At 63.1% G+C, this 24,987-nt stretch carries 24 protein-coding genes, 1 tRNA gene and 1 pseudogene; 18 read left to right on the forward strand and 8 right to left on the reverse strand.

Features of this window, described 5'->3' with window-relative positions; all coding sequences use genetic code 11:
* Positions 1 to 196 precede the first annotated feature (196 nt).
* The 3 genes from MnOB_RS10895 to MnOB_RS10905 are packed head-to-tail and all read left to right on the forward strand — an operon-like array spanning position 197 to position 3,753.
* Complete coding sequence (locus MnOB_RS10895) at positions 197 to 859, forward strand: paraquat-inducible protein A (RefSeq protein ID WP_077524246.1); 663 nt, start codon at positions 197 to 199, stop codon at positions 857 to 859.
* Positions 846 to 1,469, forward strand: coding sequence for a paraquat-inducible protein A (locus MnOB_RS10900; RefSeq protein ID WP_077524247.1), 624 nt, complete (start codon positions 846 to 848; stop codon positions 1,467 to 1,469). The genes MnOB_RS10895 and MnOB_RS10900 overlap by 14 nt, the downstream gene beginning before the upstream one ends.
* Entirely contained in the window at positions 1,462 to 3,753 is a 2,292-nt protein-coding gene (locus MnOB_RS10905; RefSeq protein ID WP_077524248.1) for a PqiB family protein, read from the forward strand. Before MnOB_RS10900 ends, MnOB_RS10905 begins: the two co-directional genes overlap by 8 nt.
* A gap of 58 nt (positions 3,754 to 3,811) precedes the next feature.
* Here the strand turns inward: MnOB_RS10905 and mksF are convergent, their stop codons facing one another.
* Genes mksF through mksB form a run of 3 tightly spaced genes read right to left on the reverse strand, consistent with a single transcriptional unit; the run spans position 3,812 to position 8,612 of the window.
* The gene (gene mksF / locus MnOB_RS10910; protein WP_077524249.1) at positions 3,812 to 6,646 is read right to left on the reverse strand and encodes an Mks condensin complex protein MksF; all 2,835 of its coding nucleotides are present in this window, start codon (positions 6,644 to 6,646) and stop codon (positions 3,812 to 3,814) included.
* Complete coding sequence (gene mksE / locus MnOB_RS10915) at positions 6,643 to 7,353, reverse strand: Mks condensin complex protein MksE (RefSeq protein ID WP_077524250.1); 711 nt, start codon at positions 7,351 to 7,353, stop codon at positions 6,643 to 6,645. Before mksE ends, mksF begins: the two co-directional genes overlap by 4 nt.
* On the reverse strand, positions 7,353 to 8,612 hold the full coding sequence (mksB, locus tag MnOB_RS10920; protein ID WP_077524251.1) for an Mks condensin complex protein MksB: 1,260 nt from the start codon (positions 8,610 to 8,612) through the stop codon (positions 7,353 to 7,355). The genes mksE and mksB overlap by 1 nt, the downstream gene beginning before the upstream one ends.
* A gap of 236 nt (positions 8,613 to 8,848) precedes the next feature.
* Here mksB and MnOB_RS10925 point away from each other — a divergent pair, with 236 nt between their 5' ends.
* From MnOB_RS10925 to MnOB_RS10975, 11 genes are all read left to right on the forward strand, one after another.
* On the forward strand, positions 8,849 to 9,457 hold the full coding sequence (locus tag MnOB_RS10925; RefSeq protein WP_077524252.1) for a hypothetical protein: 609 nt from the start codon (positions 8,849 to 8,851) through the stop codon (positions 9,455 to 9,457).
* 174 nt (positions 9,458 to 9,631) lie between these two features.
* Complete coding sequence (locus tag MnOB_RS10930) at positions 9,632 to 10,678, forward strand: DUF6160 family protein (protein WP_077524253.1); 1,047 nt, start codon at positions 9,632 to 9,634, stop codon at positions 10,676 to 10,678.
* Between the two features lie 2 nt (positions 10,679 to 10,680).
* Positions 10,681 to 11,709, forward strand: coding sequence for a hypothetical protein (locus MnOB_RS10935; protein ID WP_077524254.1), 1,029 nt, complete (start codon positions 10,681 to 10,683; stop codon positions 11,707 to 11,709).
* Positions 11,699 to 12,307, forward strand: coding sequence for a DUF6160 family protein (locus MnOB_RS10940; RefSeq protein WP_077524255.1), 609 nt, complete (start codon positions 11,699 to 11,701; stop codon positions 12,305 to 12,307). The genes MnOB_RS10935 and MnOB_RS10940 overlap by 11 nt, the downstream gene beginning before the upstream one ends.
* Before the next feature lie 10 nt (positions 12,308 to 12,317).
* Entirely contained in the window at positions 12,318 to 14,642 is a 2,325-nt protein-coding gene (locus MnOB_RS10945; protein ID WP_077524256.1) for a DUF6160 family protein, read from the forward strand.
* A gap of 277 nt (positions 14,643 to 14,919) precedes the next feature.
* On the forward strand, positions 14,920 to 16,470 hold the full coding sequence (locus tag MnOB_RS10950) for a 2-isopropylmalate synthase (RefSeq protein WP_077524257.1): 1,551 nt from the start codon (positions 14,920 to 14,922) through the stop codon (positions 16,468 to 16,470).
* Positions 16,467 to 17,270, forward strand: coding sequence for an energy transducer TonB (locus tag MnOB_RS10955; protein WP_077524258.1), 804 nt, complete (start codon positions 16,467 to 16,469; stop codon positions 17,268 to 17,270). Before MnOB_RS10950 ends, MnOB_RS10955 begins: the two co-directional genes overlap by 4 nt.
* Positions 17,267 to 17,719, forward strand: a complete 453-nt coding sequence (rimI, locus tag MnOB_RS10960) for a ribosomal protein S18-alanine N-acetyltransferase (protein ID WP_077524259.1) — start codon at positions 17,267 to 17,269, stop codon at positions 17,717 to 17,719. The genes MnOB_RS10955 and rimI overlap by 4 nt, the downstream gene beginning before the upstream one ends.
* Positions 17,720 to 17,790: 71 nt before the next feature.
* Positions 17,791 to 18,435, forward strand: a complete 645-nt coding sequence (can, locus tag MnOB_RS10965; RefSeq protein ID WP_077524260.1) for a carbonate dehydratase — start codon at positions 17,791 to 17,793, stop codon at positions 18,433 to 18,435.
* Positions 18,436 to 18,438: 3 nt separating this feature from the next.
* Positions 18,439 to 19,350, forward strand: a complete 912-nt coding sequence (locus MnOB_RS10970) for a DMT family transporter (protein ID WP_077524261.1) — start codon at positions 18,439 to 18,441, stop codon at positions 19,348 to 19,350.
* 4 nt (positions 19,351 to 19,354) lie between these two features.
* Positions 19,355 to 20,353, forward strand: coding sequence for an isocitrate/isopropylmalate dehydrogenase family protein (locus MnOB_RS10975; protein ID WP_077524262.1), 999 nt, complete (start codon positions 19,355 to 19,357; stop codon positions 20,351 to 20,353).
* A gap of 112 nt (positions 20,354 to 20,465) precedes the next feature.
* On the opposite strand, the gene MnOB_RS10980 is transcribed toward MnOB_RS10975, so the two are convergent.
* The gene (locus MnOB_RS10980) at positions 20,466 to 20,693 is read right to left on the reverse strand and encodes a hypothetical protein (RefSeq protein ID WP_077524263.1); all 228 of its coding nucleotides are present in this window, start codon (positions 20,691 to 20,693) and stop codon (positions 20,466 to 20,468) included.
* A 165-nt stretch (positions 20,694 to 20,858) separates the two neighbouring features.
* On the opposite strand from MnOB_RS10980, the pseudogene MnOB_RS10985 reads away from it, so the two are divergent.
* From MnOB_RS10985 to MnOB_RS11000, 4 genes and pseudogenes are all read left to right on the forward strand, one after another.
* Positions 20,859 to 21,072: pseudogene (locus MnOB_RS10985) on the forward strand (tyrosine-type recombinase/integrase); the annotation flags it as partial.
* Positions 21,073 to 21,107: 35 nt separating this feature from the next.
* Complete coding sequence (locus MnOB_RS10990) at positions 21,108 to 21,353, forward strand: FitA-like ribbon-helix-helix domain-containing protein (protein ID WP_077524264.1); 246 nt, start codon at positions 21,108 to 21,110, stop codon at positions 21,351 to 21,353.
* Positions 21,350 to 21,769, forward strand: a complete 420-nt coding sequence (locus tag MnOB_RS10995) for a type II toxin-antitoxin system VapC family toxin (protein WP_077524265.1) — start codon at positions 21,350 to 21,352, stop codon at positions 21,767 to 21,769. The genes MnOB_RS10990 and MnOB_RS10995 overlap by 4 nt, the downstream gene beginning before the upstream one ends.
* A 103-nt stretch (positions 21,770 to 21,872) precedes the next feature.
* Positions 21,873 to 22,163 (forward strand): excalibur calcium-binding domain-containing protein, encoded by a 291-nt coding sequence (locus MnOB_RS11000; RefSeq protein ID WP_077524266.1) that lies wholly within the window; start codon positions 21,873 to 21,875, stop codon positions 22,161 to 22,163.
* A gap of 86 nt (positions 22,164 to 22,249) precedes the next feature.
* Here the strand turns inward: MnOB_RS11000 and MnOB_RS11005 are convergent.
* The 4 genes from MnOB_RS11005 to MnOB_RS11020 all read right to left on the reverse strand — a co-directional run bounded on the left by MnOB_RS11005 (position 22,250) and on the right by MnOB_RS11020 (position 24,892).
* Positions 22,250 to 22,326 (reverse strand) — tRNA-Met (locus MnOB_RS11005).
* Positions 22,327 to 22,539: 213 nt separating this feature from the next.
* Complete coding sequence (gene ychF, locus MnOB_RS11010; protein ID WP_077524267.1) at positions 22,540 to 23,640, reverse strand: redox-regulated ATPase YchF; 1,101 nt, start codon at positions 23,638 to 23,640, stop codon at positions 22,540 to 22,542.
* A gap of 26 nt (positions 23,641 to 23,666) precedes the next feature.
* On the reverse strand, positions 23,667 to 24,251 hold the full coding sequence (gene pth / locus MnOB_RS11015; RefSeq protein WP_077524268.1) for an aminoacyl-tRNA hydrolase: 585 nt from the start codon (positions 24,249 to 24,251) through the stop codon (positions 23,667 to 23,669).
* Between the two features lie 38 nt (positions 24,252 to 24,289).
* The gene (locus MnOB_RS11020; RefSeq protein WP_077524269.1) at positions 24,290 to 24,892 is read right to left on the reverse strand and encodes a 50S ribosomal protein L25/general stress protein Ctc; all 603 of its coding nucleotides are present in this window, start codon (positions 24,890 to 24,892) and stop codon (positions 24,290 to 24,292) included.
* Positions 24,893 to 24,987 lie beyond the last annotated feature (95 nt).

Below are 24,987 nucleotides of genomic sequence, written 5' to 3' on the forward strand. Positions count from 1 at the left end.
CCATGTGAGAGTAGGTCATCGTCAAGCTTCTATCCCAAACCCCCGACCCGCGAAAGCAGGTCGGGGGTTTGTCTTTGGGCGCGAGAAAAGCATGCGGTCCAGCGTCGAAGGCGGTTGCGCCCGGAAACTCTTGAATCGTCACCGCCGCTGCTCCGCTCGTCTAGAATAGCCGCGATACCCAAAGAGCCTTGCCACCATGCCCGACCTGGCGGAACAACGACCGCTTTCCGAACTTCCCTTGCACGACTTGATTGCATGCCACGAGTGCGATCTATTGATGCGTCACCCACACCTCGGCGAAGAGCAAAAGGCCTGCTGCCCGCGCTGTGGCTACGAACTGGTGGTGCATCGCTCGAAGATGGAGCGCCGCGCCATGGCCCTGGTGTTGACTGCACTGCTCTTGTTCGTGCCAGCCAACTTCCTCCCCATCATGAAGCTCAATCTGCTTGGGCAGACCAGTCATGACACGGTTTGGACGGGGGTATTAGGCCTCTACAACACTGGTATGGAAGGTGTCGCGGTGCTGGTGTTCCTGTGCAGCATGGTCATCCCCTTGGTCAAACTGCTCTGCCAGTTGATTGTGCTGATGTGCATCAGTACCCGCCGCGCCCTCGGCCTAGGACTGCTGCTCTATCGCCTGTACCACCACTTGCGGGAATGGGGGATGCTCGAGGTCTACCTCATGGGCATCTTGGTTTCCATCGTCAAACTGATCGATCTTGCCGATCTACATCTGGGCATCGGCCTTGCCTGTTTCATCGCCCTGCTGCTGGCCCAGGTGTGGCTCGAGGTGACCATGTCGCCCCACCAGGTGTGGGATGCGCTGGATGCCGAAGGAGACGCCCATGCGCGCCATTGATGCCGGCATCATCGTCTGCGACGAGTGCCACCAGTTGAACCGTCCCGAGTCTGATGACGACCATGGCGCCTGCAGCCGCTGCGGTGCGCGTCTACACCCCCGTCGCCCCAATAGCCTGACTCGCACCTGGGCACTGCTGATTACCGCGGCCATTCTCTATGTGCCTGCCAACGTGCTGCCGATCATGACGATCAACTTCTTCGGCAACGGTGCCCCGTCGACCATCATGGGTGGTGTGCTCGAACTGATTCACGCCGAAATGGTGCCCATTGCCTTGGTCGTCTTCGTCGCCAGCATCCTCGTGCCCACATTCAAGTTGGTGGGCATCGCGCTGCTGCTTTACTCAGTACAGCGACGGCTACCCATGTCGCCGCGACAACGCATCCTGATGTACCGCTTCATCGAATGGATAGGTCGCTGGTCCATGCTGGATATCTTCGTCATTGCCATCCTTGTGGCATTGGTGAACTTCGGCAACGTGGCCAGCATCGAAGCCAACCTGGGGGCGGCTGCCTTCTCCAGCGTCGTGGTAATCACCATGATCGCGGCAGTGACTTTCGACCCCAGGCTGATCTGGGACAACACCGATATGGACGACGAGAATGCCTGAGTTGCCAACGCCCAAAACCCGTAAAACCACGAGTTGGTCCGCCATCTGGATCCTCCCACTGTTGGCGCTGATCATTGGCCTCTGGCTGGCATGGAAGGCCATGAGCGAAGCAGGCATCGAGATCCAGATCCGTTTTGAGAACGGTGACGGCATCCAGGTCGGCAAGACCCAACTGATGTACAAGGGCATCCAGGTCGGCAAGGTGGTCGACCTGCATGTCAGCGAAGACATCAAGGGCGTGATTGCGACTGTCGAAGTGATGAAGGAGGCCGAGCCCTACCTCAGCAAGGAAACCCGTTTCTGGCTGGTACGTCCGCGCGTATCGCTCGCCGGCGTCACTGGCCTGGAGACCCTGGTCTCCGGCATCTACATTGCCATCGACCCGGTGAAGGGGGAGCCCACGCGGCGCTATACCGCGCTGGCTGAGCCTCCACCCTTGTCCGATTCGCTACCCGGCCTTCACCTCACTCTCAAGGCCGAGCGCCTCGGTTCGCTCGAACAGGGCAGCCCGGTCTACTACCGGCAGATCCAGGTTGGCCAGGTGAAGAGCTACCAACTGGCCGAAGACCAGCGCACCGTCGAGATCAAGGTGCACATCGAACAGCCCTATGCGCATCTGGTGCGCAAGCACACACGTTTCTGGAATGCCAGCGGACTCAATGTCACCGCGGGCCTGTCGGGTGTGAAGATTCGCACCGAGTCTGTGCTCAGCATCATGGCTGGCGGCATCGCCTTCTCTACGCCGGAGCACCGCCAGGACAGTCCACCCACCGACCCCAGCATCCCGTTCCGCCTGTATGACGGCTTCGAATCCGCCGAGGCCGGCCTTCGAGTACTGCTGCGGATGGACGACGTCAGCGGCCTCAGCCCGGGCAACACCCCGGTGATGTACAACGGCGTCCAGGTCGGCACCCTGAAGAAACTCGATATGGACAAGGACTTCACGGGTGCCACGGCAGAACTGACCATGGAACCGCGCACCGAAGACTACCTTGTCGAGGGCACCGAGTTCTGGACGGTGAAACCCTCGATCTCGCTAGCGGGCATCACTGGCATCGAGGCCCTGGTGAAGGGCAACTACATTGCCGTGCGCTTCGCCAAGGAAGGTACGCCGACCCGTGAGTTCAAGGTGCGTCCCAAGGCGCCGCCGCTGAACACCGATGCGCCCGGCCTGCACCTGGTGCTGACCAGCGAGCGTCTCGGTTCCCTCGAAGTCGGCAGCCCGGTGCTGTTCCGCCAGATGCGCGTGGGCAGTGTGCAGAGCTACCAGCTCTCGCGTAACCAGCAGCGTGTAGTGATCGGCATCCACATCGAGCCCGAGTTCACCAAGCTGGTCAACGAGTCCACCCGCTTCTGGAATTCCAGCGGCATTACCCTCAAGGGCGGCCTGTCCGGCGTCGAGGTGAAGAGCGAATCCCTGCAAACCCTGCTGGCGGGCGGTATCACGTTCGACACGCCGGACCCGAAAGCCAAGCCGGTTACCCGGCCACGCCGCTTCACCCTGTACGACGATGAGGCCCAGGCCGTGGTCAAGGGTACCCTGGTCGACATCGTCATTCCGCAGGCGGAGGGCATCAAGGCAGGCACACCGATCCGCTTCAAGGGCATCGATGTCGGCGAAGTGGAAACCGTAACCCTGAACAGCGACCTTTCCGGCGTCACGGTCAAGGCGCGCCTGACCCAGGCGGCGGATCGCATCGCGCGTGCCGGCACTCAGTTCTGGGTGGTGCGACCGGAGCTTGGTCTGCTGCGTACTGCCAACCTGGATACCCTGGTCAGCGGCCAGTACCTGGAAGTCCTGCCTGTGGGCAAGCCAGGTGCCCCACAGACGCGCTTCACCGCACTTGCCGAATCGCCTGACCCGATCGCGCGCCAGGAGGGCCTTCGCATCACCCTTAGCGCGCCGCGTCGCGGCTCGATCAAGCCGGGTGTGATCGTCAGCTACCGCGAAGTCCCCGTGGGCAAGGTGCTCACCTATGAACTGGGCAAGACTGCCGACCGTGTCTTCATCCAGGTGCTCATCGAGCCGCGCTATGCGCCCCTGGTGCACAGTGGCAGCCGCTTCTGGCACACCAGTGGTGTAGGGGTGGATGCCAGTCTGTTCAATGGCGTGAAGGTGCGGACCGAGTCCCTGGAGTCGATGGTGGAAGGGGGGATTTCCTTCGCCACACCGAACGAAGGGCAGATGGGTAACCGCGCGCTCAACGGCCAGACATTCGCCCTGCACGATGATGCCGAGGACGAGTGGCTGACCTGGGCGCCGAAGATCCCCTTGGCCAGGTAAACCCCGCAACAAACAAAAGGGCCGCTATTGCGGCCCTTTTGCTATCTCGGGGAAGGTATCAGGCGGGTTCTGCCGCCTCGTCCGTCGCGTCCTGGGTGGCCTTGGCCATCTCACGACGCTTGATGAACTTCCAGTCCGCCTCGTCGATGTAGATGCCGTTCGGACCGCTGCCGCCCTCGAGGTCGATGGCGACGTTGGCCGACACCTGCGGCTTCACCGACGCGAGAATGGGCGTGAAGCCCAACTGCTGGCTGGTCTCGATCAGCGCCTGCTGGTTGCGCTCGTCGATGTCCGCCGCCTCGTCGAGGTAGTAGGGAAGGCGGATGCGACCGGCCTGCTCGCGATCCATCAGGTGCAGCAGCAGGTACATGTTGGTCAGCGCCTTGATGGTCATGGTGGTGCCGTTGGAGGCGGCACCATCGATGTCCGTATGGATGACCGGCTGGCCGTGCACCTTGGTGATCTCGAAGGCCAGTTCGAACAGGTCCTTCAGACCCAGCTGGTTGCCGTTGGCGGCCACCAGGCGTGCCAGGTACTCCTTGGCTTCCTCGTTCTTCGCGTCCTGGTCGCTGGAGTTGGTCAGGTCGAACACCGAAAGGGTTTCGCCTTCCTCGTACTGGCCGGCGCTGTGGATGATCTGGTCGATGTGGCGCAGGGCTTCCTTGTTCGGCGCGAGGACGATCCGGAAGCTCGCTAGGTTGGATACCTGGCGCTTGTTGATTTCGCGGTTGAACAGGGCCAGTTGATGCTCGAGGTTGTCGTAGTCGCTGCGGATATTGCGCAGCGTACGGGCGATGTCGGTGACCGCCGCGCGACGTGCCTTGGCCAGGGTCAGTGCCTCGTCCTGGCGGTGCGCGTAGGCGTTGATCAGCAGTTGCAGGCGACGCTCGGCGTCGTCCTCGCTGTCGAACTTGGCCACGCCCTTCAGGCGTACCTGAGCGTAGAGCGCCTCGATCTGACCGTCGATGCGCTGCAGTGCCTGCCAGGTGTCCTGGTAGTCATTGAGCAGCGGCAGCAGGTTGTCCAGGCTGTCGTCCACCGGGTCCATGAACGGCTTGCCGAAGGGCAGGTCGGCGGGCAGCAGCTGGCGACGGCGCAGGGCGTCTTCCAGGGTACGTTCCTTGGCTTCCAGGTCGGCGAGTTGACGACCCACCAGCTGGAGCTTGGCGGAGAGTTGCTGGACGCGTTCGGTGAAGGCATCGGCGGAGCGTTTTAGTTCGTCCTGGGTGGCTTCCAGCTGCGCCAGTTCTTCCAGTTTGGCGGGCTCTTCGGCCGCCAGGGTCTGGCTCTTGCGGAAGTCTTCCAGGGCTTTCTGGGCGTCGAGCACGTCCTGGTACAGCTTCTCGGCCTGGGCCTTGCTCGCGGCGCGGTCGGCGGCCACGGACTGCTGGGTCTTGAGCTGCTTCAGCTCGCGCTCCAGGCGGTCCTTCTGGTCGCGCAGGGCGGCGCGGTCGGCCAGCGCCTGCAGCGCCGGCGGCTCGATGTGGGACAGGTCGATGGACAGGCCCGGCACTTCGAACTGGCTGCCCTTGAACTGATCAAGCACGGTTTCCAGGGTTTTCACCCAGGCTTCGCCGTCGTCCAGCTGGATACCTTTCTCGCCCAGCGGCAGGCTGAACAGCTGGCCATTGAACAGGCGCATCAGGCGGTCCACGTCGGCTTGGGAGAACTCTTCGCGCAGACGGGAGTAGCTGTTGTTGTCGGCATGGTCGAGCTGCTGCTTGACCGCCTTCAGGCGCTTCTCCAGATCACGCAGGCGCTCGTCCAGGTCTTCCGCGGAGAACTGGCGGGACTGCGCGAGGGCGCCGGCCAGTTCGTCGTGGGCATCCTTGGCGGCGAGCAGCTGCTGCTCCAGCACCTTGGCATTTTCCACCAGGGCGAAGCGGTTCTTCAGTACCGCCAGCTCACCCAGCCAGCGCTGGTTCTCGGTGATGGCACGTTCCAGGCGCATCATTTCCTGGGTGCCGCCACGCTGCTCGTTCTGCAGGCCGTCCTGTTCGCCACGGTAGTGCTCGGCCTGGATCACCAGTTCTTCGCGACGGGCGCCGGAATAGTCCTGCCAGGTACCCAGCAGCGAATCCAGCAACGGCGAGATGCGATGCAGCTTGCCGCGCAGGGTTTCGCGCTGCGACACGCCGTTGGCCAGGGCCTCCACCAACGGGCCGGCGGAAACCAGCGCCTGGTAGTCCTGCTCCATGCGGCGCACGTCGCGGAAGGCTTCTTCGCAGGCGGCGATGTAGTCCACGCTGCCCGAGCGCAGGCTGTGCTCGAAGGCATCGAGGAACAGCTGCTTGAGCTTGGCCGCGGTGATCTCGCGCATGTGCAGCAGGTTGATGAACAGCGAGCGGAAGGTCTTCAGGCTCTGCTCGCTGGTGGAGCGCAGCGGGATCAGCGTCAGGTCCAGCGGGATGGAGGTGTGACCACCCACCAGCAGTCGGCGCAGTTCATCGGGCTTGAGCTCGTAGGCCTTGATGCCTTCGCGCTCCAGGCTGTTGAACAGCTCGCGCTGGCGCAGGCAGGTGCCGTCGCGCTGATAGTGCTCCAGGTTCAGCTCACCGCGATAGGCGAAGAACTGGTGGCCGAAGCCGCCGCCCGGGCCGCGACCGGCAACACCGATGACGTGCGGGCCGTGGGGCAGGGAGACTTCCACCAGGATGTAGCTGGTATCGGTGGCGAAGTAGAACTTGCGCGACTGCTCCAGGCTGTACTTGCCGAAACTCATGTCCGACATGCGTGCCAGGATCGGGAACTGCAGTGCGTTGATCGACGCGGACTTGCCCAGGTTGTTGGCGCCGTAGATCGACAGCGGGGTCTCCAGCGGGAACAGGCCCAGGCTATATCCGGCGGTGTTCAGCAGGGCGAAGCGGCGGATGCCGTAGCGTTCCTGGCTCATGCGTCTTCCTCCTGGGCGGCGCGTTCTTCAGCCATGGCGCGGGCCAGGGCGTCTTCTTCGGACTCGGCGGGCGCATCGACAGCCTCGGGCTCGTCGATGGGGATGATGGCGTCGCCGCTGTCGTCATCCATCAGCACCGGAGCGTGCAGCTCCAGGTCAGTGCTGTGCAGGGTGGCGGCCAGGTCGCGGTCGTGCTGCACCGCCAGGCACACATCGAGGAAACGGTGCATCGGCGGCAGGAAGCGGTACACGCCGTTGCTGTCCTCGGCGAAGCCCAGCTGGGTGAGGCGGCGGATCACCTTCTCTTCGAGCTCTTCATGGGTGGTCACTTCGGCCTGCATGAACAGGTCGCGGTACTTCTCCAGCAGGGACGGTAGTTCGTCACGGCCAATGCTGCCGCCGTCGAGCACGGAAAGGGGGTCGCGACCCTGGTCAGCCAGATGCTCCACCAGGATGAAGGTGAACAGCGCCAGACGCTGGGCGGTCTTGTTCACCTGGGCGCCCATCTGCTCGGGCACGAAGTAGTAGAAACCACGCGGGTCGCAGACCAGCTCGAAACCAAGGCCCTTGAACAGCGCGCGGTACTGGTCCTGCATGGTGGACAGCTGGGCGTAGCACTCCGGCTCGCTGCGGGAGAGGTGATAGCCCTTGAACAGCTCGCGGAAGATGGGCGCGAGCTGGGTCATTTCTTTCAGGTCGATATTCATCAGGAAGTCTTCTCGGCCGCGGCGGGTTGGCTCTTGATCAGGGCGTAGGAGCTCAGGCTGACCTGGTGCTCGGCGGTCAGGTAGTCACGGCGCTCCAGGCGATCACGCGAGAAGCGCGCATCGCGGGACAGGCGCGAGAACCAGTAGAGGAGTTCGTCGGTGGCACCTTCGGGCTCCTGTTCCAGCAGCCAGACCATCAGGTCCGGTAGCGGCAGGGCCTGCTCGCAACGGTCGAGCATTTCCCGCGCGGTCTTCGGCGAGCGCGGCGCAGCGGTCTTGCGTGTGCCGCCAGACTTCGGGAAGTGCGCCGGTTTCGGCTGGAAGCGCGCCAGGGCGTACACGTAGGCCTCCACCTGCGAGCCACTGCCGAGGAAGGTGGTCTGCGGACGGGTGAACAGCGGCATCGCTGCCTGGGGCACGGCATCCAGGCCCTTCTTGCGGATCACTGACAGTGCCAGCGCGGCGCCACGGGTCACGGCGTTGTGCCGGCGCGCTTCTTCGCGCAGTGGCAGCAGCAGTTCACGGGCCTTGCGCAAGGTGAGCTGAGCGCTGGTCTGCATTTCAAGGATGCGCGCATGGGTGCGCAGCAGCAGGTCGTCGTCCACCAACTGGCCGAGGCGTTGCTGCTCGCCCAGGAGACGCAGCAGCACCTGCTCCACGCGCCGCACGCCTTGCTCGAAGGCACCGTCGGCGGCCACCAACTGGATCATCGGCTCGACGTACTCGTCCCAGGTGGCGAGTACTTCGGCGTAGCGCTGACGCAGGGGGATCTGCCGGTCGCTGGTCTTGGCACGGTCGGCCACGGCCATCAGGGCCTGCTCGTCGTTGTCGAGTTTCTTCAGGACATCGCGAACGCGCATGTCGAGCAGACGCAGCTGGCGCGCCAGATCGTTGCCGTCACGGATTTCGAAGGCTTCCTGGATATAGCCGGCGAGGCGTTCCAGGTGGCGCAGGTAGGCTTCGATCTCCAGGCACAGGCCGAGGCGGTGTTCGCGCCGCAGGTAGGCGAGGAAGTCGTGGATCTGCGCGTTCAGCTCGAAGCGGTTCGGGCTCTTGGCCACGGGAACCAGGATGTCCAGGCGCACCCAGAGATCGAGCAGGGCGGTCACGTCGGTGGGCGTGCCCTCCGGCAACTGGCCGGCGAGCTGCACGCGCAGTTCCACAAGGCTCAGGGTGCCGGCATCGAAGCGCTCGCAGAGCGGCTCGAGCAACGTCCAGTGTTCGGCTAGGGCGCGCAGTACGCGCTTGGGATCGATCATCGATTGGCCGGGGTTCGCTGAAAAAAGAGGCGATTGTACTTCAGGTTGCCGGCAGCGATTGAGCTTCAACCGATCAGAGGAGCGACACCCGTCGCGGACTGACGTTTTTTGGCAGTTTACGACTGGCATCGTGCTATCAGCGGGCAGAAAACAGCCGGAAACCCCCGTGCAAGTGATTGAATTCGCTGGCATGTTTTCTGCGTTAGGGAAGCGTCCGCTGTAATGCCGCAGAAACCATGAGCCCCGAATCCGCACTTCTCGCCGACGCCCGCTGGGCCGAGCTGGAACGCCAGACCGACCTGGACTGGGACCTCGACGCCATCACCAACCGGCAAGAGGCCATCGACTTCCTCCTGCACTTCGAAAACCGCCTGTGCGTCTATTCCGCCTACGTGGAAAAGCTCTACAGCCGCTACAGCTTCGTGGTGCCGGAAGAGGAGCACGGCAGCATCACCATCCTTCCCGATGAGATGGCCTGGCACGACACCTTCCATGACGTTCCCGCTGACGCCGTCCTGCCTACCGGAATCCATGTCCTTCCTGGTGAAGTGCTGGGCTCGACCGGCCTCTACCTGAAGATCCCCGGCGAGCACCGCCTCAGCGCTTCCCACGAACTACCCTTCCAGGACGGCCTCAGATTCCTGATCCAGCGCTACCAGTCCCGTGGCGTGCAGTTCCTGCCGGTGCTGGTCAAGGGCGACCTGCGCGAGTACGAGGCACGTATGCCTTCGTTGCACCTGCATCGCATCGATACGAGCCGCCTGGGGCGCAACTCCCGGCTGGAGGTATCGAACATCAAGGGCGCCATCGCCGACCACCTGATCGGCCTGTTCCGCCAGGGCTGACCTCGGCGTTACCCCGCTGTTGCGATGGGTAACAGCTATCCGTCGCCAGCTTCCTGACAAGCACCCTCAACTCGACTATGGGTCGGGACGCTTCCCAGCCGGCCTCCCTATAGTGGCTAAAAAGGGGACGAGTCTTCGTCGCTTGCCCATACAAGAACAATCAGGGATGTCGCCATGCGTTCGAATCCGCTGCCCGCCTGGTCGCTGAAGGCCGTTCTTCTTGCCGGGCTGTTCTCCACGTCCATCGCCCAGGCGCGCATGGAAGAGCTGGCCGACAACGAACTGTCGAACATCACCGGCCAGGCGTTCATCAACCTGACCACCGACGCCAACGCCGGGATCAACTACACCCGCGTCAACTTCGGGGTGAACGTCGATACCCAGCTGAACATGAAGAAGCTCCAACTCGGCCAGTACGACGACGCTGCAACGAGGGCGGGGGAAGTCGCCGGTTCGTCCGACATCCTCATCAACAACTTCGCCCTCGGCACCGTGAATGCCGACGGTTCGGTGAACCCCTTCCGCATCGCCGATCCCTTCGTCGAGCTGGCCTATTCCGGCAACAAGGTGGTGGGCGTGCGCATCGGCTTCGGCGAGGCCAAGGGTGTGTTGTCCGGGGATATCCAGAGCCTGACCGGGAACATTCCGGTACACATCACCGGCACCGCCCAACCCATCATTGACAAGGCTTCGGGTTGGGACCGTTTCCTGCTGGGACTGGCGGGCATCACCGGCAGCACAAAGCTACAGGGGGACGCGACGCTGGTGAACTCCGGCGGTGATGTCGACCCGGTGCGCGGCGGCCTGGCCGGCATGCCAAACGGCGCGGCGTTGAGCTGCGTCAGTGGCTGCAACCTCGGCGGCCTCTCCGATGCCCTGCTGGGCCTGTTCAAGTCCAGCGGCTGCGGCATCCTCTCTCTGTCCACCTGCTTCCCGCTGAGCGACTTCAAGTCACTGCCAGTGGGCAACATCAGCAACATGAACACCATGGATGGCGCCGCGAAGGGCTTCTTCATCTCCTTCCAGACCCAGGACCTGGCGTGGAAGGACATGGACCAGAACGCCTTCATGACCGCCCTCAAGGGCGCCTTCATGAACATGCCCAAGTACCGAGATGCCAACGGCAACCTGGTGTCGCCGATCAACATCGACTTCGAGCAGGCGTTCAATGGCATCCCGCGCCAGGACACCTGCCTGGGCACAGCCACCGCGGGGTGCTGAGCATGAACAGAGCTTTTGTGATCCTGCTGTCGCTGGCCGCCGCCACAGCACAGGCTGAACTCAAGGCGCTGGACGACGCGGAGCTTTCCAATGTGGACGGTGCCGGGATCGGCTTCGTGCTGGACCAGGTCCTGCTGGACGCCAACAACGCCACCATCACCATCAACGACATCACCAATGCCGCCAAGCAGAACGTCCCGATCGCGGTGAAGGAGTTCTACCTCGGCGCCGCCGGCAGCAACAAAGGCGCGAACCTCAACCCCGTGACCATCGGCCGGCTCGACCACCCGTTCGCCCTCAACCTGGCCAAGGGCGAAGACATGCGCACCCTGCGCGACGACGGGCAGTGGGTACAGACCACGCCGAGCAACGTCACTGTCCTCGAATTCATGTTCCCTGAACGTCTGACTGGCGCTGCCGGGCAACCCTGCATTGCGGGTCTGGCCGCAGCCGGCAACAACTGCTCCAGCCGCGCCAGTGAAAAGGTGGACCTGGGGATTCGCTTCGACTTCCAGGTCGCCGCCGGACGCACCGATATCCTCAACCTGGACTTCGCCGAACTGGCGATGGACGGCTCCTACCTGCGCCTGTGGGGCGACAGTGGCCGCAGTCAGATGGTGGGCGAGGCGCGTATCAACCTCTTCACCAAGAGCCTGCAGATCATGAGCTGTGCTGCCGGCACCACGGGCTGCACCACCGCCACCGAGCAGCGCGACCGCACCATTTTCCTCAACAACGCCTACGCCAACATCTCCCTCGGTTACGGCAAGACCCAGCCGCTGTTGTTCGACGTGAGCAGCAACGGCCAGTTCGTGCTCGAACTGCCCAACCCCACAGCGTCCGGCGCCACCCAGGCGCAAAAGGACGCGCTGGCCGCCGACTTCTACGCCAACGCGCCGCGCACCAACATCGTCATCAACAGCCTCCAGGCCGGCAGCGGCAGCTTCAGCAGTGGCGGCTACAACTTCGGCTACAACGCACTCCAGGGCCTCAGCATCAACTACCTGAAGGTGACCAGCCATGATCTCTAAGGCGCTCTACCTTGCTGCGTTACTGCTGCTGCCTGCGCTGGCCCGTGCCGAGTTGCAGGCGCTGGACGACGCCGACCTGAGCCAGATGAGCGGGCAGGGCGGGGTGTACCTCTCTGGCGAGTTCAGCATCAACAAGAACGGCGGCGTGCTGTGGAACACCCCGGTGTCCAACAACCCCACCACCTGGAAAGCCAACGAGCGCAGCTGCGCCATCGCCGGTGCCGCCACCTCTGAAAGCTGTGGCTTGCGCATTGCCATTCGTTCCGAGGCCAATGGCGGCTGGTACGTGCTGGACAACCTCAAGGGCATCTTCAGCTTCGAGGGCCTGACCCTGAACACCCGGCTGATCAACAGCGGTTTTGCTGGCGACGGTGCGGCCTTCAACCAGGACGTCCTGGCCATCGGCCTGCCCAACGAGGTGCGCTTCAAGAACGGCAGCTTCGCCTTCGGCGTGGCCAACCAGGGCGGCTGGCAGAACAAGTCCGGCACCGTCGCCAACGGCGGCAATCCCAGCTACCAGCAGACCAACATTTTCTCGGCGAAGATCGACGGCACCATCCGCATGCAGGGCAGCGTGCTGATCTTCCCGAAGAACTGAGGAACCGACCATGCGCCCAGCCCCCTTGCTGCTCAGCATGCTCCTCGCCTCCCAGGCCCAGGCCATGGAAGCGCTGGATGACTCCACCATGGCCTCGGTGAGCGGCCAGGGCGGCATCAGCCTGGAAACCTCCAGCCAGGGCTGGTCGGCCAGCAACGTCAGCTATACCCAGGATGGCCGCAGCCTGAACCTGCGGGATGTGAGCAATCGCGCCGCCAGCGGCACCACCAGCACCTCCCAGTCCACCATCGACGTGCAGGGCGGCCAGTTGCAGGTCCAGCACAGTTCCACCCCCCAGGTGCTGGCGGTGAATAACATCGAGATGGATGGCAGCAGCAAGAGCTTTGGCTCGTTCCGCGCCTTCTACACCCTCGGCGCCACCTTGAAGCTCAAGGGCGGCGGCGCCAGCGGAGTCAGCGGGATTGCGGTGGACGACAGCCGGCTGTCCCTCACCGATGTGACCTTCTATTACCGCGACAACGGCTTCGACCTCATCGTCAAAGGCCTGTCCTTCGACACCTATCTGAACAACGCCTACCTGGACGTCGTCAGCGGCGGTAGTGGTCAGGAGGTCAAACTCAACCTCGGTGACGCGCGCTTCATCGGCACCATTGGCGGCATCAGCCTCGACCTCGCCCACAGCGATCCCACCGGCTCGCCCGTGACGCCCGGGGCGCCGGACCTGCGTGACCCCAACGCCAGCCGCAGCTTCGGCAAGCTGAACATGGACCTGCGCCTGGGTGGCAGCCTCAGCGTCGCCAGTGGCGGTGCCAGCGGCGAAGGCATCCGCATCCGCCCGGACCTGAATATCGGCAACAGCCTGTTCCAGTACCAGGACGAAGGCATCCTGCGCGCCGAGAACTTCTCCGGCACCCTGCGCAGCCTGGGGGGCCTGACTCTCGACCTGGCTCAGGACGTGGCCGGCAGTTATGCACAGGTGGCGTTCCAGGACCTCAAGCTCAACGCCACGCTGGGTGGTCTGATCATCGGCAACCCGACCAACCAGAAGCTCGGCAGCCTGGCCATCGACCTCAACTTCGCCGACGACGGCGCCAAGCAGAACTGGCTCAAACTGCGCCCGGGTGGCGATCCCAACTCCGGGGCCAAGGGCCTGACTGCCGACGTCAGCTGGAACATGGCCAACAGCTCGGTTTCCCTCACCGATAACGGCAACAGCATGTGGTTCAGCGGCCTGCGCACCAACGGCACCGGCCAGATCACCCTGGACCTGACCAGGAGCTGCGCCGGCGGGGCCAGCACCGGTTGCTACGCCGGCACCCAGAGCGACATGGGCAAGGGCAACTACAACGGCCATTTCGACGGCTTGCGCCTTGGGCTTTCCAACATCAAGGGTGGCTACAGCTTCGACGGCCTGCGCGTGGGCTCGCCCAACGCGCCGCTGCAGGGCGGTACCGAACTGCTGGTGCTGATGGAAATCTTCCCGGCCTACGACTTCACCCTGAACGGTCAGATCACCCTGTTGCCAGGTGGCAGCAGCGGCGACGGTGTGCGCTACAACGCCGACTTCGTCTTCAGCGATGCCCGCGCCGCGATCTCGGTCGACGAGACCGGCAAGGGCCTGTGGCTGGCGGGCACGACCTACGACATACACTTCCGTGATGGCTCGGTGGACGTAAGCAACAACGGTGTGGAGCTGCGCAAGGGCACCTACTGGTCGAAGCTGGAAGTCAGCGACCTGCGCTGGGGCGATCGCGCCACCGGCACCAGCCTCGGCCGACTGGTGCTGAAACGCTTCGAGCAGGGCTCCACCCTGGCGCTAAGTTCCGGCGGTGCCGGCGCACTCTGTGTGGGTGGCAGCGGCACCTCGGCTGGCGCCTGCTCGGCCAGCGGCGGACGCTGGGAAGATCGCGGCAATGAAGGGGTGTCGGTGAAGTTGAAGAATGTCTTCGTCCGCGATACCGCCATCGAAAGCACCACCAACGGTGTGGCCACCGACGAGAAGCGCAACCAGATCGTCTGGGAAACCAACCGCGTCAACGGCACCGCCGGCACCGGCAGCCAGCTGGTTGTGGATAACTTCTCCACTTCCGACGGCAACCCCAGTGATCCCAATACCAACACCTACGGTTTCAACGCCGACCTCAACCTGGACGTGGCGCCCACCAAGGTCTGCACCAAGAACGGCGGCACCTGCAGCCCGGTCAGCCCGGACCCGCTGGGCTTCGCGGTGAACGGCCGCATCCACTTCAAGGAAATCAACGTCGACCGCCTGCAGCACGTCCACCCAACCGGCGGCGCCGTCACCTCCATGTATGGCATCAAGGTTCAGAACGCCGACATCAGCGCCAACCTGACGGCCACGCCGATCAATTGAGGTCCTGACGGCGGGGGTACTCCTGTAGGGGCGAATTCATTCGCCAAGGGCGGCGCAGCTGCCCCTCGGCGATGTTGGGCAGACCTTCGGCCTGCTTGGCGAATGAATTCGCCCCTACAAGGGATGCTCCCGAACATAAATCCACCCGCCCACCGACCTTTCCGACCACCGCTTTTCACGCCACAATTCCCTGATCGGGTGCCGTCGCCACAAGCAGTCCGGCACCATCAGCCTGAGCCCCGGCCGCACGCACGGTGGGGCCGTGAGGAGCGAGCCCATGAGCAGCCAAGATCGCGTCATCATCTTCGACACCACCCTGCGGGACGGCGAGCAGAGCCCCGGCGCTTCCATGACCAAGGAAGAAAAGCTGCGCATCGCCAAGGCCCTGGAACGGATGCGGGTGGACGTGATCGAGGCCGGCTTCGCCATCGCCAGCCCCGGTGACTTCGAGGCGGTCAGGGCCATTGCCGACAGCATCAAGGACAGCACCGTATGCAGCCTGTCCCGTGCCGTGGATGCCGACATCGACCGCGCCGCCGAAGCGCTGGCCGGTGCCAACTCCGCGCGCATCCACACCTTCATCGCCACCAGCCCCATCCACATGCAATACAAGCTGCGGATGCAGCCGGACCAGGTGGTGGAGCAGGCCATCCGCGCCGTGAAGCGTGCGCGCAACCTCTGCGATGACGTGGAGTTCTCCTGCGAGGACGCCGGCCGCTCGGAGATCGATTTCCTCTGCCGCATCATCGAAGCCGCTATCGATGCCGGTGCCCGCACCATCAACATCCCCGACACCGTGGGATACGCCATTCCGCACCAGTACGCCGAGACCATGCGTCAGCTCCTGCAGCGCATCCCCAATGCCGACAAGGCGGTCTTCTCGGTGCACTGCCATAACGACCTCGGGCTGGCCGTGGCCAACTCCCTGGCGGCGGTTGCAGTCGGGGCGCGCCAGGTGGAATGCACCATCAACGGCCTGGGCGAGCGCGCCGGCAACGCTGCGCTGGAAGAAATCGTCATGGCCATCAAGACCCGCCAGGACGTGCTCGGCGTCTACACCAACATCGACACCCCGCACATCCTCAGCACTTCGCGCATGGTCTCCGGCATTACCGGCTTCCCGGTGCAGCCGAACAAGGCGATCGTCGGCGCCAATGCCTTCGCCCACGAGTCCGGTATCCACCAGGACGGCGTGCTCAAGCACCGCGAGACCTACGAGATCATGTCCGCCCAGTCCGTGGGCTGGCACACCAACAAGATGGTGCTGGGCAAGCACTCCGGGCGTAACGCCTTCCGCACCCGCCTGGATGAACTGGGTATCGCACTGGCCAGCGAAGCGGACCTGAATGCCGCCTTCGCCCGCTTCAAGGAGTTGGCGGACAAGAAACACGAGATCTTCGACGAAGACCTGCAGGCGCTGGTCTCCGACACCCTGGGCGAGGAAGCCCCGGAACACTTCAAACTGGTCTACCTGGAGGTCGCCTCCAAGACCGGCGAAGTGCCGCAGGCCAAGCTGGTGCTGTCCATCGACGGTGTGGAGCAGGGTGCCAGCGCCGACGGTTCCGGCCCGGTGGATGCCACCTTCAAGGCCATCGAAAGCCTGGCGACGTCCGCGTCGAGCCTGCAGCTCTATTCGGTCAATGCCATCACCCAGGGGACCGACTCCCAGGGTGAAGTCACAGTCCGCCTGGAAAAAGCCGGACGAATCGTCAACGGAAACGGTGCGGATACCGATATAGTTGTCGCCTCCGCAAAGGCCTACCTCAACGCGCTGAACCTGATGCAGGCCGGCGTGCGCAAGGCTCACCCACAGGTTGCTGACGTTTGATCACAGAACACCGTCGTCGCGCGTATCTCGATGCCATGCAGGTAGCCACCTGGCTACCTCGCACGGCATTGCCCTTCGCCGCGCCCTCCAATCCCGAATTGCTGGCACTGGTCCCGGAAGTCCCCCTCGAGGACTCACCGGCTCCGGTCGCTGACGTAATGCCTGCAGCCCCCGCAGCGGACGCCCGCCCGGCGGCGACGTCGGTGCGCGCCAAGATCGAGGTGCCCCGTCCTGGCAGCACACCGCGTCCGACGGTGCAGCCCGAACCCGAAGCTGCCGCCGAAGCCGAAACCGCGTCGGCCAAGGCAGAAGTGCTGCCGCCGCCACGCTTCTCACTGCAACTGCTGCGTGCCGGCAACTGCCTGCTGCTGGCGGAATTGCCCACCGGCGAGCCCTTCCAGAGCCGAGACCCGGCGTACCTGCTGCTGAAGGACCTGTTGCGCGCCGCCAGCCTGCCGGATAGCCCGCAGATCCTCGGCGAGCCAGTGCGCTGGCCGTTGCTCAGCCGCGGCAACATGGACCAGGGCCCCGATGCCGCCCGCGACTTCATCCAGGGCTTCGTCGGCGTGCGCATGGAAGAGCAGGGCGAATGCGCCTGCCTCTGGCTCGTGGGCCTGCCGGCGATCCGATTTGCCGGTGAAGCCGACGCCACTGCGTTCAACCGCGAACTGCAGGTCGAAGGCCTTGGCGCGGCCTGGGCACTGCCTGGCCTGGAATTGTTGATGGACGAGCCCGAACGCAAGGGCGAACTCTGGCAAGCCATGCGTCGTGTGATGCGCCGCTGGAAGCACTCTGAATGACCGATGCCGTTTCCTTCCGCCCGATGACCGAGGCGGACCTCGATACTGTCCTGAAAATCGAATACGCCGCCTTCAGCCATCCCTGGACCCGCGGCATCTTCAATGACAGCCTCAAATCCTACGATTGCTGGCTGATGTTCGACGGTAATCAGCAGGTCGGCCACGGCGTGATCAACGTCATCCTCGACGAGGCCCACCTGCTGAACATCACCGTCAAGCCGGAAAGCCAGGGACGCGGCCTGGGGCTGCGCCTGCTGGAGCGCCTGATGGAGCGCGCCCGCGAGCTGCAGGCCGGCGAATGCTTCCTCGAGGTGCGCGCCAGCAACCAGTCCGCCTACCGTCTGTATGAGCGCTATGGCTTCAACGAAATCGGCCGTCGCCGCGATTACTACCCCGCCGTGGGTGGCCGCGAAGACGCCCTGGTCATGGCCTGCACGCTGATCGATTGAGCCCCGCGCAGGCCATTGCCAAAGCTCCCGGTGCTCCGTAAGGTGCCGCCAGCCAGAAGAGGAGAAGACGCATGAGCGACCTGCAACAGCTGATCGACAACAACGCGCGCTGGGCCGAGAAGATCAAGCAGCAAGACCCGGACTTCTTTGCCAAGCTGGCCAAGCAGCAGGTGCCGGAATACCTCTGGATCGGCTGCTCCGATGCCCGCGTACCGGCCAACGAAATCGTCGGCATGCTGCCAGGCGACCTGTTCGTCCACCGCAACGTGGCCAACGTCGTGCTGCACACCGACCTCAACTGCCTGTCGGTCATCCAGTACGCCGTGGACGTGCTCAAGGTGCGGCACATCCTGGTCACTGGCCACTACGGCTGCGGTGGCGTCCGCGCCGCCATGCGTGACACCCAGTACGGCCTGATCGATGGCTGGCTGCGTACCATCCGCGACCTCTACTACGACCAGCGCGAGCACCTCGCCACCTTCGCCACCGACGAGGAGCGCGTTGACCGCCTCTGCGAGCTGAACGTCATCCAGCAGGTGGCCAACGTCAGCCACACCACCATCGTCCAGAACGCCTGGCACCGTGGCCAGGAGCTCTCCGTCCACGGCTGCATCTATGGCATCAAGGACGGCATCTGGAAAAACCTCAACGTCACCGTCAGCGGCATGGAACAACTGCCGCCGCAGTACCGCCTGCGCCCACTCGGACAGAACTGAACCATGACGCAATACAACAGCCGGGCCGTTGGCCTGGCCTGGCTCGGCCTGCTCGTGGCCAGCGTATTCTGGGCGGGCAACGCCCTGGTAGCCCGCGCATTCCACGATGCCATTCCACCTTTCACCCTGGCCTTCTGGCGCTGGACGCTGGCGCTGGCCATCCTACTGCCCTTCGTTGCACGGCCCATGTGGGAGCATCGCAGCGCGCTGCGTCATGCCGGTTGGCGGCTGCTGGTAGTCGCCGTCCTGGGGATCAGCACCTACAGCGTGCTGCTCTACTTCGCCGCACGCACTACCGTGGCCATCAACCTCACCCTGCTCAATACCTGCCTGCCGCTGGCCACCTTCATCGGGGCCGGTGTGCTGCTCAATGAATGGCCACCAAGGCGCGCCTGGCTTGGCATGGCGGTAGCGACCAGCGGGCTGCTGGTACTGATCGCCCAGGGCCGCCTGGCGCAATTGGCCGCGCTGTCATTCAACCCGGGCGACCTCATCATGCTGCTTGCCGTAGTGGACTGGGCCCTCTACACCCTGCTGCTGCGCCGCTGGAACCACTATTTCAAGCTTCCACCGCTGGTGCTGCTGGGAGCGCTGGTGGGATGCGGGGTGCCTGTGCTGCTGCCGTTCTACCTGCTGGAGCTGGCCAGCGGGCAGCGCTTCGAACTGTCTGTGGAAAACTTCGCCGCCATTGGCTACACAGGTGTCTGCGCCTCTCTCCTGGCCTATCTTTTGTGGAACCAGGGTATTCGCGTACTGGGCGTGGCCAAGGCCGTGCTCACCAACTACCTGATGCCGGTGTTCACCGCGCTACTCGGATACCTGCTGTTGGGCGAGGGCCTGCAGGCCTACCATTGGCTGGGTGGGGCGATGATCTTCTCCGGCCTGTTGTTGGCGACGCGCCCCTCGCTGAGGTGAGCCCATGCACAAACTAGTCGTCATCCCCGGGGACGGCATCGGACGCGAAGTGGTGCCGGTGGCGGTCGAAATGCTGGAAAAACTCCTTCCCGACCTGCAAACCGTGGAAGCCGAAGCCGGCTGGAGCTCCTTCCAGCGCAACGGTAATGCGGTTCCCGAGGCCACCCTCCAGGCAATGCGTGACTGCGGCGCCGGTATTTTCGGCGCGGTCTCCTCTCCCACAGGCCAGCGTGTGCCCGGTTACCGCAGCGCTATCCTGCAGCTGCGCCAAGGCCTGAAACTCAACACCAACCTGCGCCCCGTACGGAGCTGGCCCTGCGTCTCACCACGGCCGGGCGTCGACCTCATGATCCTCCGGGAGAACAGTGAGGGTCTTTACAGCGGCCGCGAGCATTGGGAATCCGAAGGTGTCGCCATCGCCGAACGGGTTATCAGCCACGAGGCCACCGAAGCCCTGGCCCGCCGCGCACTGGAAGTAGCCAAGGCCCGCAAGGCCCGGCGCATCACCCTGGTCCACAAAGCCAACGTCCTACCCGTGACCTGTGGCCTGTTCCGCGACACCTGCCGCGAAGTGCTGGAAGGAGAGGGTTGGGCCGCCGAACTCGACGAACGCCTGGTCGACCTCGCCGCGCTACAACTGGTGGAACAGCCCGAAGCCTTCGACCTGATCGTCACCAGCAACCTTTTCGGCGACATCCTCTCCGACCTTGCCTGCCACTGGAGCGGCGGCCTCGGCCTGGCGTCTTCCCTCAACTGGGGCAACGGCATCGCCCTCGCTGAACCCGTCCACGGCAGCGCCCCCGACATCGCCGGCAGCGGCCGGGCCAACCCAATTGCCACCATCCTCAGCGCGGCTCTGCTGCTGCGCTTCCACTGGCAGAACCCCGCCCTGGCCAATCGCCTGGAAACCGCTGTGGAAGACTTCCTGCGCGAAGAAGGCAAGGCAGACTTCGGCTTCGACACCACGCGGGTAGTAGGGCAGGGCATCCTGGCCGCGCTCTAATGCTTTTGCTCTCCTCTCTCTTCAGGGAGAGGGGCCGGGGGAGAGGGCGATAACCCCGCACAGACTTCAGCTTCCACAAAAAGAAAACCCCGCCAAAGCGGGGTCCCCAATTTCACCCGGAATCAATCTCCGGCGGCCCAGGCAGAGCCTTCTCCACCAGAACCAACATCCGTTTAGGCGCCCGAAGCTCGAGTCGCGCCGAGCCATTCACAATCGGCCCAACCACAATCTCGATCCCCTCCGCCTTCAACATCTCCATCAACGCTGATTCGCTGACTCCTTCCAGCACCCTCAGCGTAAGCACGTCACCTTCCCTGCGTTCGCCAACATGAATCTGCATGTGGATTGCCTCGCATGGACGACCGCGCAAGGTCATCACGAAGCGTGAGAGGGGTCTATGCAGACTAGAGCGAATCGGATTGGTCCTACGGACGTGTTCGTAGATTCTGACGTTGATTAGCCTCCCAGCGTGGCACAGACGCAAGGATTAGCTTCCCACACACTCTGTGGTTCCCACGCGCCTGGGTAGATGACCCATATCCTCCGGCATACCTTCGCCAGTCACTACATGATGGGGGAGGGGACATCCTCAGCCTGCAGCGTATCTCGGTCACTCTTTGATTGCGATGACGATGCGCTATGCGCATCTGTCGCCGGATCATCTGGAGTCTGCATTGCGTCTATCGCCATTAGCGCAGAGCGGGTACGTTCCAGTATGATTTCGGTGATTGCAATGATTTCACTGGAGGTTCCTATGGCCAGTATCACAATTCGCAACCTGGACGACGATCTCAAGGCTCGGCTTCGTGTCGTTGCGGCCAGTCATGGCCGGTCGATGGAGGAAGAGGTGAGGGTGATCCTCGCTGAAGCGCTTTCGAGGCAGGACAAGCCCAGCGGAATGGGCTCGCGGATTCACAGCCGCTTTGCGGCTGTGGGGGGCGCTGATATCGAACTCCCCGCCCGCAAGACCAAGGCTCGTGCAGCGGACTTTGATGAATGATCCTGCTCGATACCAATGTGCTGTCCGAGCTGATGCGTGCGAAGCCTGACCCCAATGTCATCGCATGGGTGGACGCTCAGAGAAGCAGGGACCCGGTCATCTCTTCCATCACCGTTGCAGAGATCCTGTACGGCATCGCGAGGATGCCCGACGGTAAGCGTAAGGACTCGCTGTACGCACTCGCTTCTGCCATGTTCGAAGAGGACTTTGCAGGCAGCATCCTGGCCTTCGATGTCGACGCGGCTGTGCACTATGCAGACCTGGTCGCGGCCAGCGAGGCGAGGGGGAAAATAGCCGACATGGCAGATGGGCAGATCGCCGCGATTGCGCGGCTTCATGGTGCGAGGATCGCTACTCGAAACGTCCGTCACTTCGAAGCGTTTGGCATTCCGTTAGTTAATCCTTGGAACGAGTAGGGAGCCGCTGAGAATGAGTGGCTTGCTGTATGCACGCAATCGACCTCACTATCGGCACCAGGCGAACCAGTTCGCGCTCCACATGGAAGTTTAAAGCCCCCATATGAAAAAGCTCATCCTCATACTCGCTGTCGGTTTCGCTGCGTGGCAGTTCTACTTCAAGCACCAGGATGGCCAGACAATCACTAATTACGATAGTGATTCTGCACCTTCTAGCTTTACCGCCCAGCCGTCTGCACCCGCGCTTGCTCGTACCTATTCGTGTGATGGGCGGACCTACTGCTCGCAGATGAGCTCATGCGAAGAGGCGACTTACTTCCTGCAGCATTGCCCTGGAGTGAAGATGGACGGGAACAACGATGGTGTGCCGTGTGAGCAGCAGTGGTGCAACTGAGGGGAATGTAGACAGGGTGTAGTCACTTTGTAGTCACTACCCCAGAAAGCACAAAGGGCTAGCTTTCGCTAACCCTTTGTTTTGTATGGTGGCTACACCGGGACTTGAACCTGGGACATCAGCATTATGAATGCTGCGCTCTAACCGACTGAGCTATGTAGCCGAGTGGCGCGCATTTTCCGTATCTCTCGGGGGGCTGTCAACCCCTTCGCTTAGATAATTTTGTGATCTTTCAAGCGTTTAGGCGGTAAGAGGGTTTTCAGGAGGGCGCGGCGGCTTTCGGTGGGATAGGGGAGGGGCGAGTGATGGGTTTCGCTTTGCTCTACACCATCCTACGAAAGCAAAAAGCCCCGGAGGTCCGGGGCTTTTTTGTGGATCAGACGTTGAAGCGGAAGTGCATCACGTCGCCGTCCTTGACGATGTATTCCTTGCCTTCCAGGCGCCATTTGCCGGCTTCCTTGGCACCGTTTTCACCCTTGTACTGGATGAAGTCATCGTAGGCGACCACTTCGGCGCGGATGAAGCCTTTTTCGAAGTCGGTGTGGATAACCGCGGCAGCCTGCGGGGCGGTGGCGCCGACACGGACGGTCCAGGCGCGAACTTCCTTCACGCCCGCGGTGAAGTAGGTCTGCAGGTTGAGCAGGTCGTAGCCGGCGCGGATCACGCGGTTCAGGCCGGGCTCTTCGAGGCCGAGGGCTTCGAGGAACATGTCCTTCTCTTCGCCGTCATCGAGTTCGGCGATTTCGGCTTCGATCTTGTTGCACACCGGCACCACGATGGCGCCTTCTTCCTCGGCGATGGCCCGGACCACGTCCAGGTGCGGGTTGTTGTCGAAGCCGTCTTCGGCAACGTTGGCGATGTACATCACCGGCTTGCTGGTGAGCAGGTGGAAGCCGCGAACCTGGCGCTTTTCGTCGTCGCCCAGGTTCTTCAGCAGGGAGCGCGCCGGCTTGCCTTCGCTGAAGTGGGGGATGAGTTTTTCCAGCAGGGCTTTCTGTGCCAGGGCGTCCTTGTCGCCGCCCTTGGCATTACGGGCGACCTTCTGCAGTTGCTTCTCGCAGCTGTCGAGGTCGGCGAAGATCAGTTCGAGGTCGATGATCTCGATGTCGCGCTTGGGGTCGACGCTGTTGGAGACGTGGATGACGTTCTCGTCTTCGAAGCAGCGCACCACGTGGGCGATGGCGTCGGTTTCGCGGATGTTGGCGAGGAACTTGTTGCCCAGGCCTTCACCTTTGGAGGCGCCCGCTACCAGGCCGGCGATGTCGACGAACTCCATGGTGGTGGGGATCACGCGCTCAGGCTTGACGATCTCGGCCAGTGCGTTGAGACGCATGTCGGGCATCGGCACGATGCCGCTGTTCGGCTCGATGGTGCAGAAGGGGAAGTTCTCCGCTGCGATGCCGGACTTGGTCAGGGCGTTGAACAGGGTGGACTTGCCGACGTTGGGCAGGCCGACGATGCCGCAATTGAATCCCATGGAATGTGCCTCTGCGCGGAGTGGGTTCAGGCCTTGCGACTGTGCAGCTTCTGCATGGCGCGGGTGAGGTCACCGGCGAGCAGTTCTGGCATCACGTCGAGGGCGAAATCGATGCTGGTGTCGAGCAGTTCCTGTTCGCTGCGCGGGGCGCGGCTGAGTACGAAACCGGATACCAGGCTGCTGTGCCCCGGATGGCCAATGCCAAGCCGCAGGCGATGGAACGAATTCTGGTTGCCGAGCTGGGCGATGATGTCGCGCAACCCGTTGTGGCCGCCGTGGCCGCCGCCGGTCTTGAGCTTGGCGACTCCAGGGGGCATGTCGAGTTCGTCGTGGGCCACCAGGATGGCTTCGGGAGGAATGCGGAAGAACCCTGCCAATGCCGCTACGGACTGGCCGCTGCGGTTCATGTAGGTGGTGGGGATCAGCAGACGAACGTCGCGACCTTGATGGGAGAACTTCCCGACCAGGCCGAAATATTTCTTGTCGAGGCTCAGGTTGACGCGTTCGCGGTCGGCCAGGCGCTCAACGAAAAGGGCCCCTGCGTTATGCCGGGTCTGGTCGTATTCGGGGCCTGGATTACCCAGGCCGACGATCAGTTGAATGGCAGTCACTACAGGGGCCCTTTATCAGGCTGACGCAGAGTAAGAAATTACTCGGCTTCGCCTTCTTCCTTCACCACGCGGGAAGCATGGATGTTGGCAACTGCCAGGTCGTTGCCGTGGGCCAGGGCCACCAGCTCGACGCCTTTCGGCAGGGTCAGGTCGGACAGGTGAACGGTCTGACCTACTTCGACCTTGGCCAGGTCAACTTCGATGAACTCCGGCAGGTCTTTCGGCAGGCAGGAGACTTCGACTTCAGCGATGGTGTGGGAAACTTCGCCGCCGCCTTGCTTCACGCCAACGGAGGTAGCTTCGTTGATGAAGTGCAGGGGTACGTGGGCGGTCAGTTTCTGGCCGGCAACTACGCGCTGGAAGTCAGCGTGCAGTACGAAGCCTTTGGCCGGGTGACGCTGCAGGGCCTTGATCAGAACGGATTCGGTAGCACCGGCAACGTTCAGGGCGATCACGTGGCTGAAGGCAGCTTCGTTTTCCAGCAGCTTGGCCAGGTCTTTGGCCAGCAGGCTTACGGATACCGGGGCTTTCTCGCCGCCGTAGATTACAGCGGGAACCAGGTTTGCATTACGACGCAGGCGGCGGCTCGCACCTTTCCCCAGGTCGGAACGCGCGTCGGCATTCAGGGCGAAATCAGTCATTACAGTTCTCCAAAATAACCAAAACGCCCGTAATGCTTGCGACCAGCATCCGGGCGGTTGGGCAAAAAGCCCCGCCTTGGCGGGGCACGTTTCGT

This window comes from Metapseudomonas resinovorans, from assembly GCF_002003485.1.
GTDB classification, from domain to species: Bacteria; Pseudomonadota; Gammaproteobacteria; order Pseudomonadales; family Pseudomonadaceae; genus Metapseudomonas; species Metapseudomonas resinovorans_D.

Bases quoted from the DNA above. Each gene is read 5' to 3' on its own strand.
- MnOB_RS10940 (WP_077524255.1), top strand. From the start codon at position 11,699: ATGATCTCTAAGGCGCTCTACCTTGCTGCGTTACTGCTGCTGCCTGCG.
- mksE (WP_077524250.1), bottom strand. From the start codon at position 7,353: ATGAATATCGACCTGAAAGAAATGACCCAGCTCGCGCCCATCTTCCGC.
- mksB (WP_077524251.1), bottom strand. From the start codon at position 8,612: ATGATCGATCCCAAGCGCGTACTGCGCGCCCTAGCCGAACACTGGACG.
- MnOB_RS10905 (WP_077524248.1), top strand. From the start codon at position 1,462: ATGCCTGAGTTGCCAACGCCCAAAACCCGTAAAACCACGAGTTGGTCC.
- MnOB_RS10990 (WP_077524264.1), top strand. From the start codon at position 21,108: ATGGCCAGTATCACAATTCGCAACCTGGACGACGATCTCAAGGCTCGG.
- MnOB_RS10950 (WP_077524257.1), top strand. From the start codon at position 14,920: ATGAGCAGCCAAGATCGCGTCATCATCTTCGACACCACCCTGCGGGAC.
- MnOB_RS10975 (WP_077524262.1), top strand. From the start codon at position 19,355: ATGCACAAACTAGTCGTCATCCCCGGGGACGGCATCGGACGCGAAGTG.
- MnOB_RS10935 (WP_077524254.1), top strand. From the start codon at position 10,681: ATGAACAGAGCTTTTGTGATCCTGCTGTCGCTGGCCGCCGCCACAGCA.
- MnOB_RS10945 (WP_077524256.1), top strand. From the start codon at position 12,318: ATGCGCCCAGCCCCCTTGCTGCTCAGCATGCTCCTCGCCTCCCAGGCC.
- MnOB_RS10970 (WP_077524261.1), top strand. From the start codon at position 18,439: ATGACGCAATACAACAGCCGGGCCGTTGGCCTGGCCTGGCTCGGCCTG.
- MnOB_RS10995 (WP_077524265.1), top strand. From the start codon at position 21,350: ATGATCCTGCTCGATACCAATGTGCTGTCCGAGCTGATGCGTGCGAAG.
- mksF (WP_077524249.1), bottom strand. From the start codon at position 6,646: ATGAGCCAGGAACGCTACGGCATCCGCCGCTTCGCCCTGCTGAACACC.
- rimI (WP_077524259.1), top strand. From the start codon at position 17,267: ATGACCGATGCCGTTTCCTTCCGCCCGATGACCGAGGCGGACCTCGAT.
- MnOB_RS10895 (WP_077524246.1), top strand. From the start codon at position 197: ATGCCCGACCTGGCGGAACAACGACCGCTTTCCGAACTTCCCTTGCAC.
- can (WP_077524260.1), top strand. From the start codon at position 17,791: ATGAGCGACCTGCAACAGCTGATCGACAACAACGCGCGCTGGGCCGAG.
- MnOB_RS10900 (WP_077524247.1), top strand. From the start codon at position 846: ATGCGCGCCATTGATGCCGGCATCATCGTCTGCGACGAGTGCCACCAG.
- MnOB_RS10980 (WP_077524263.1), bottom strand. From the start codon at position 20,693: ATGCAGATTCATGTTGGCGAACGCAGGGAAGGTGACGTGCTTACGCTG.
- MnOB_RS10930 (WP_077524253.1), top strand. From the start codon at position 9,632: ATGCGTTCGAATCCGCTGCCCGCCTGGTCGCTGAAGGCCGTTCTTCTT.
- MnOB_RS10925 (WP_077524252.1), top strand. From the start codon at position 8,849: ATGAGCCCCGAATCCGCACTTCTCGCCGACGCCCGCTGGGCCGAGCTG.
- MnOB_RS11000 (WP_077524266.1), top strand. From the start codon at position 21,873: ATGAAAAAGCTCATCCTCATACTCGCTGTCGGTTTCGCTGCGTGGCAG.
- MnOB_RS11020 (WP_077524269.1), bottom strand. From the start codon at position 24,892: ATGACTGATTTCGCCCTGAATGCCGACGCGCGTTCCGACCTGGGGAAA.
- ychF (WP_077524267.1), bottom strand. From the start codon at position 23,640: ATGGGATTCAATTGCGGCATCGTCGGCCTGCCCAACGTCGGCAAGTCC.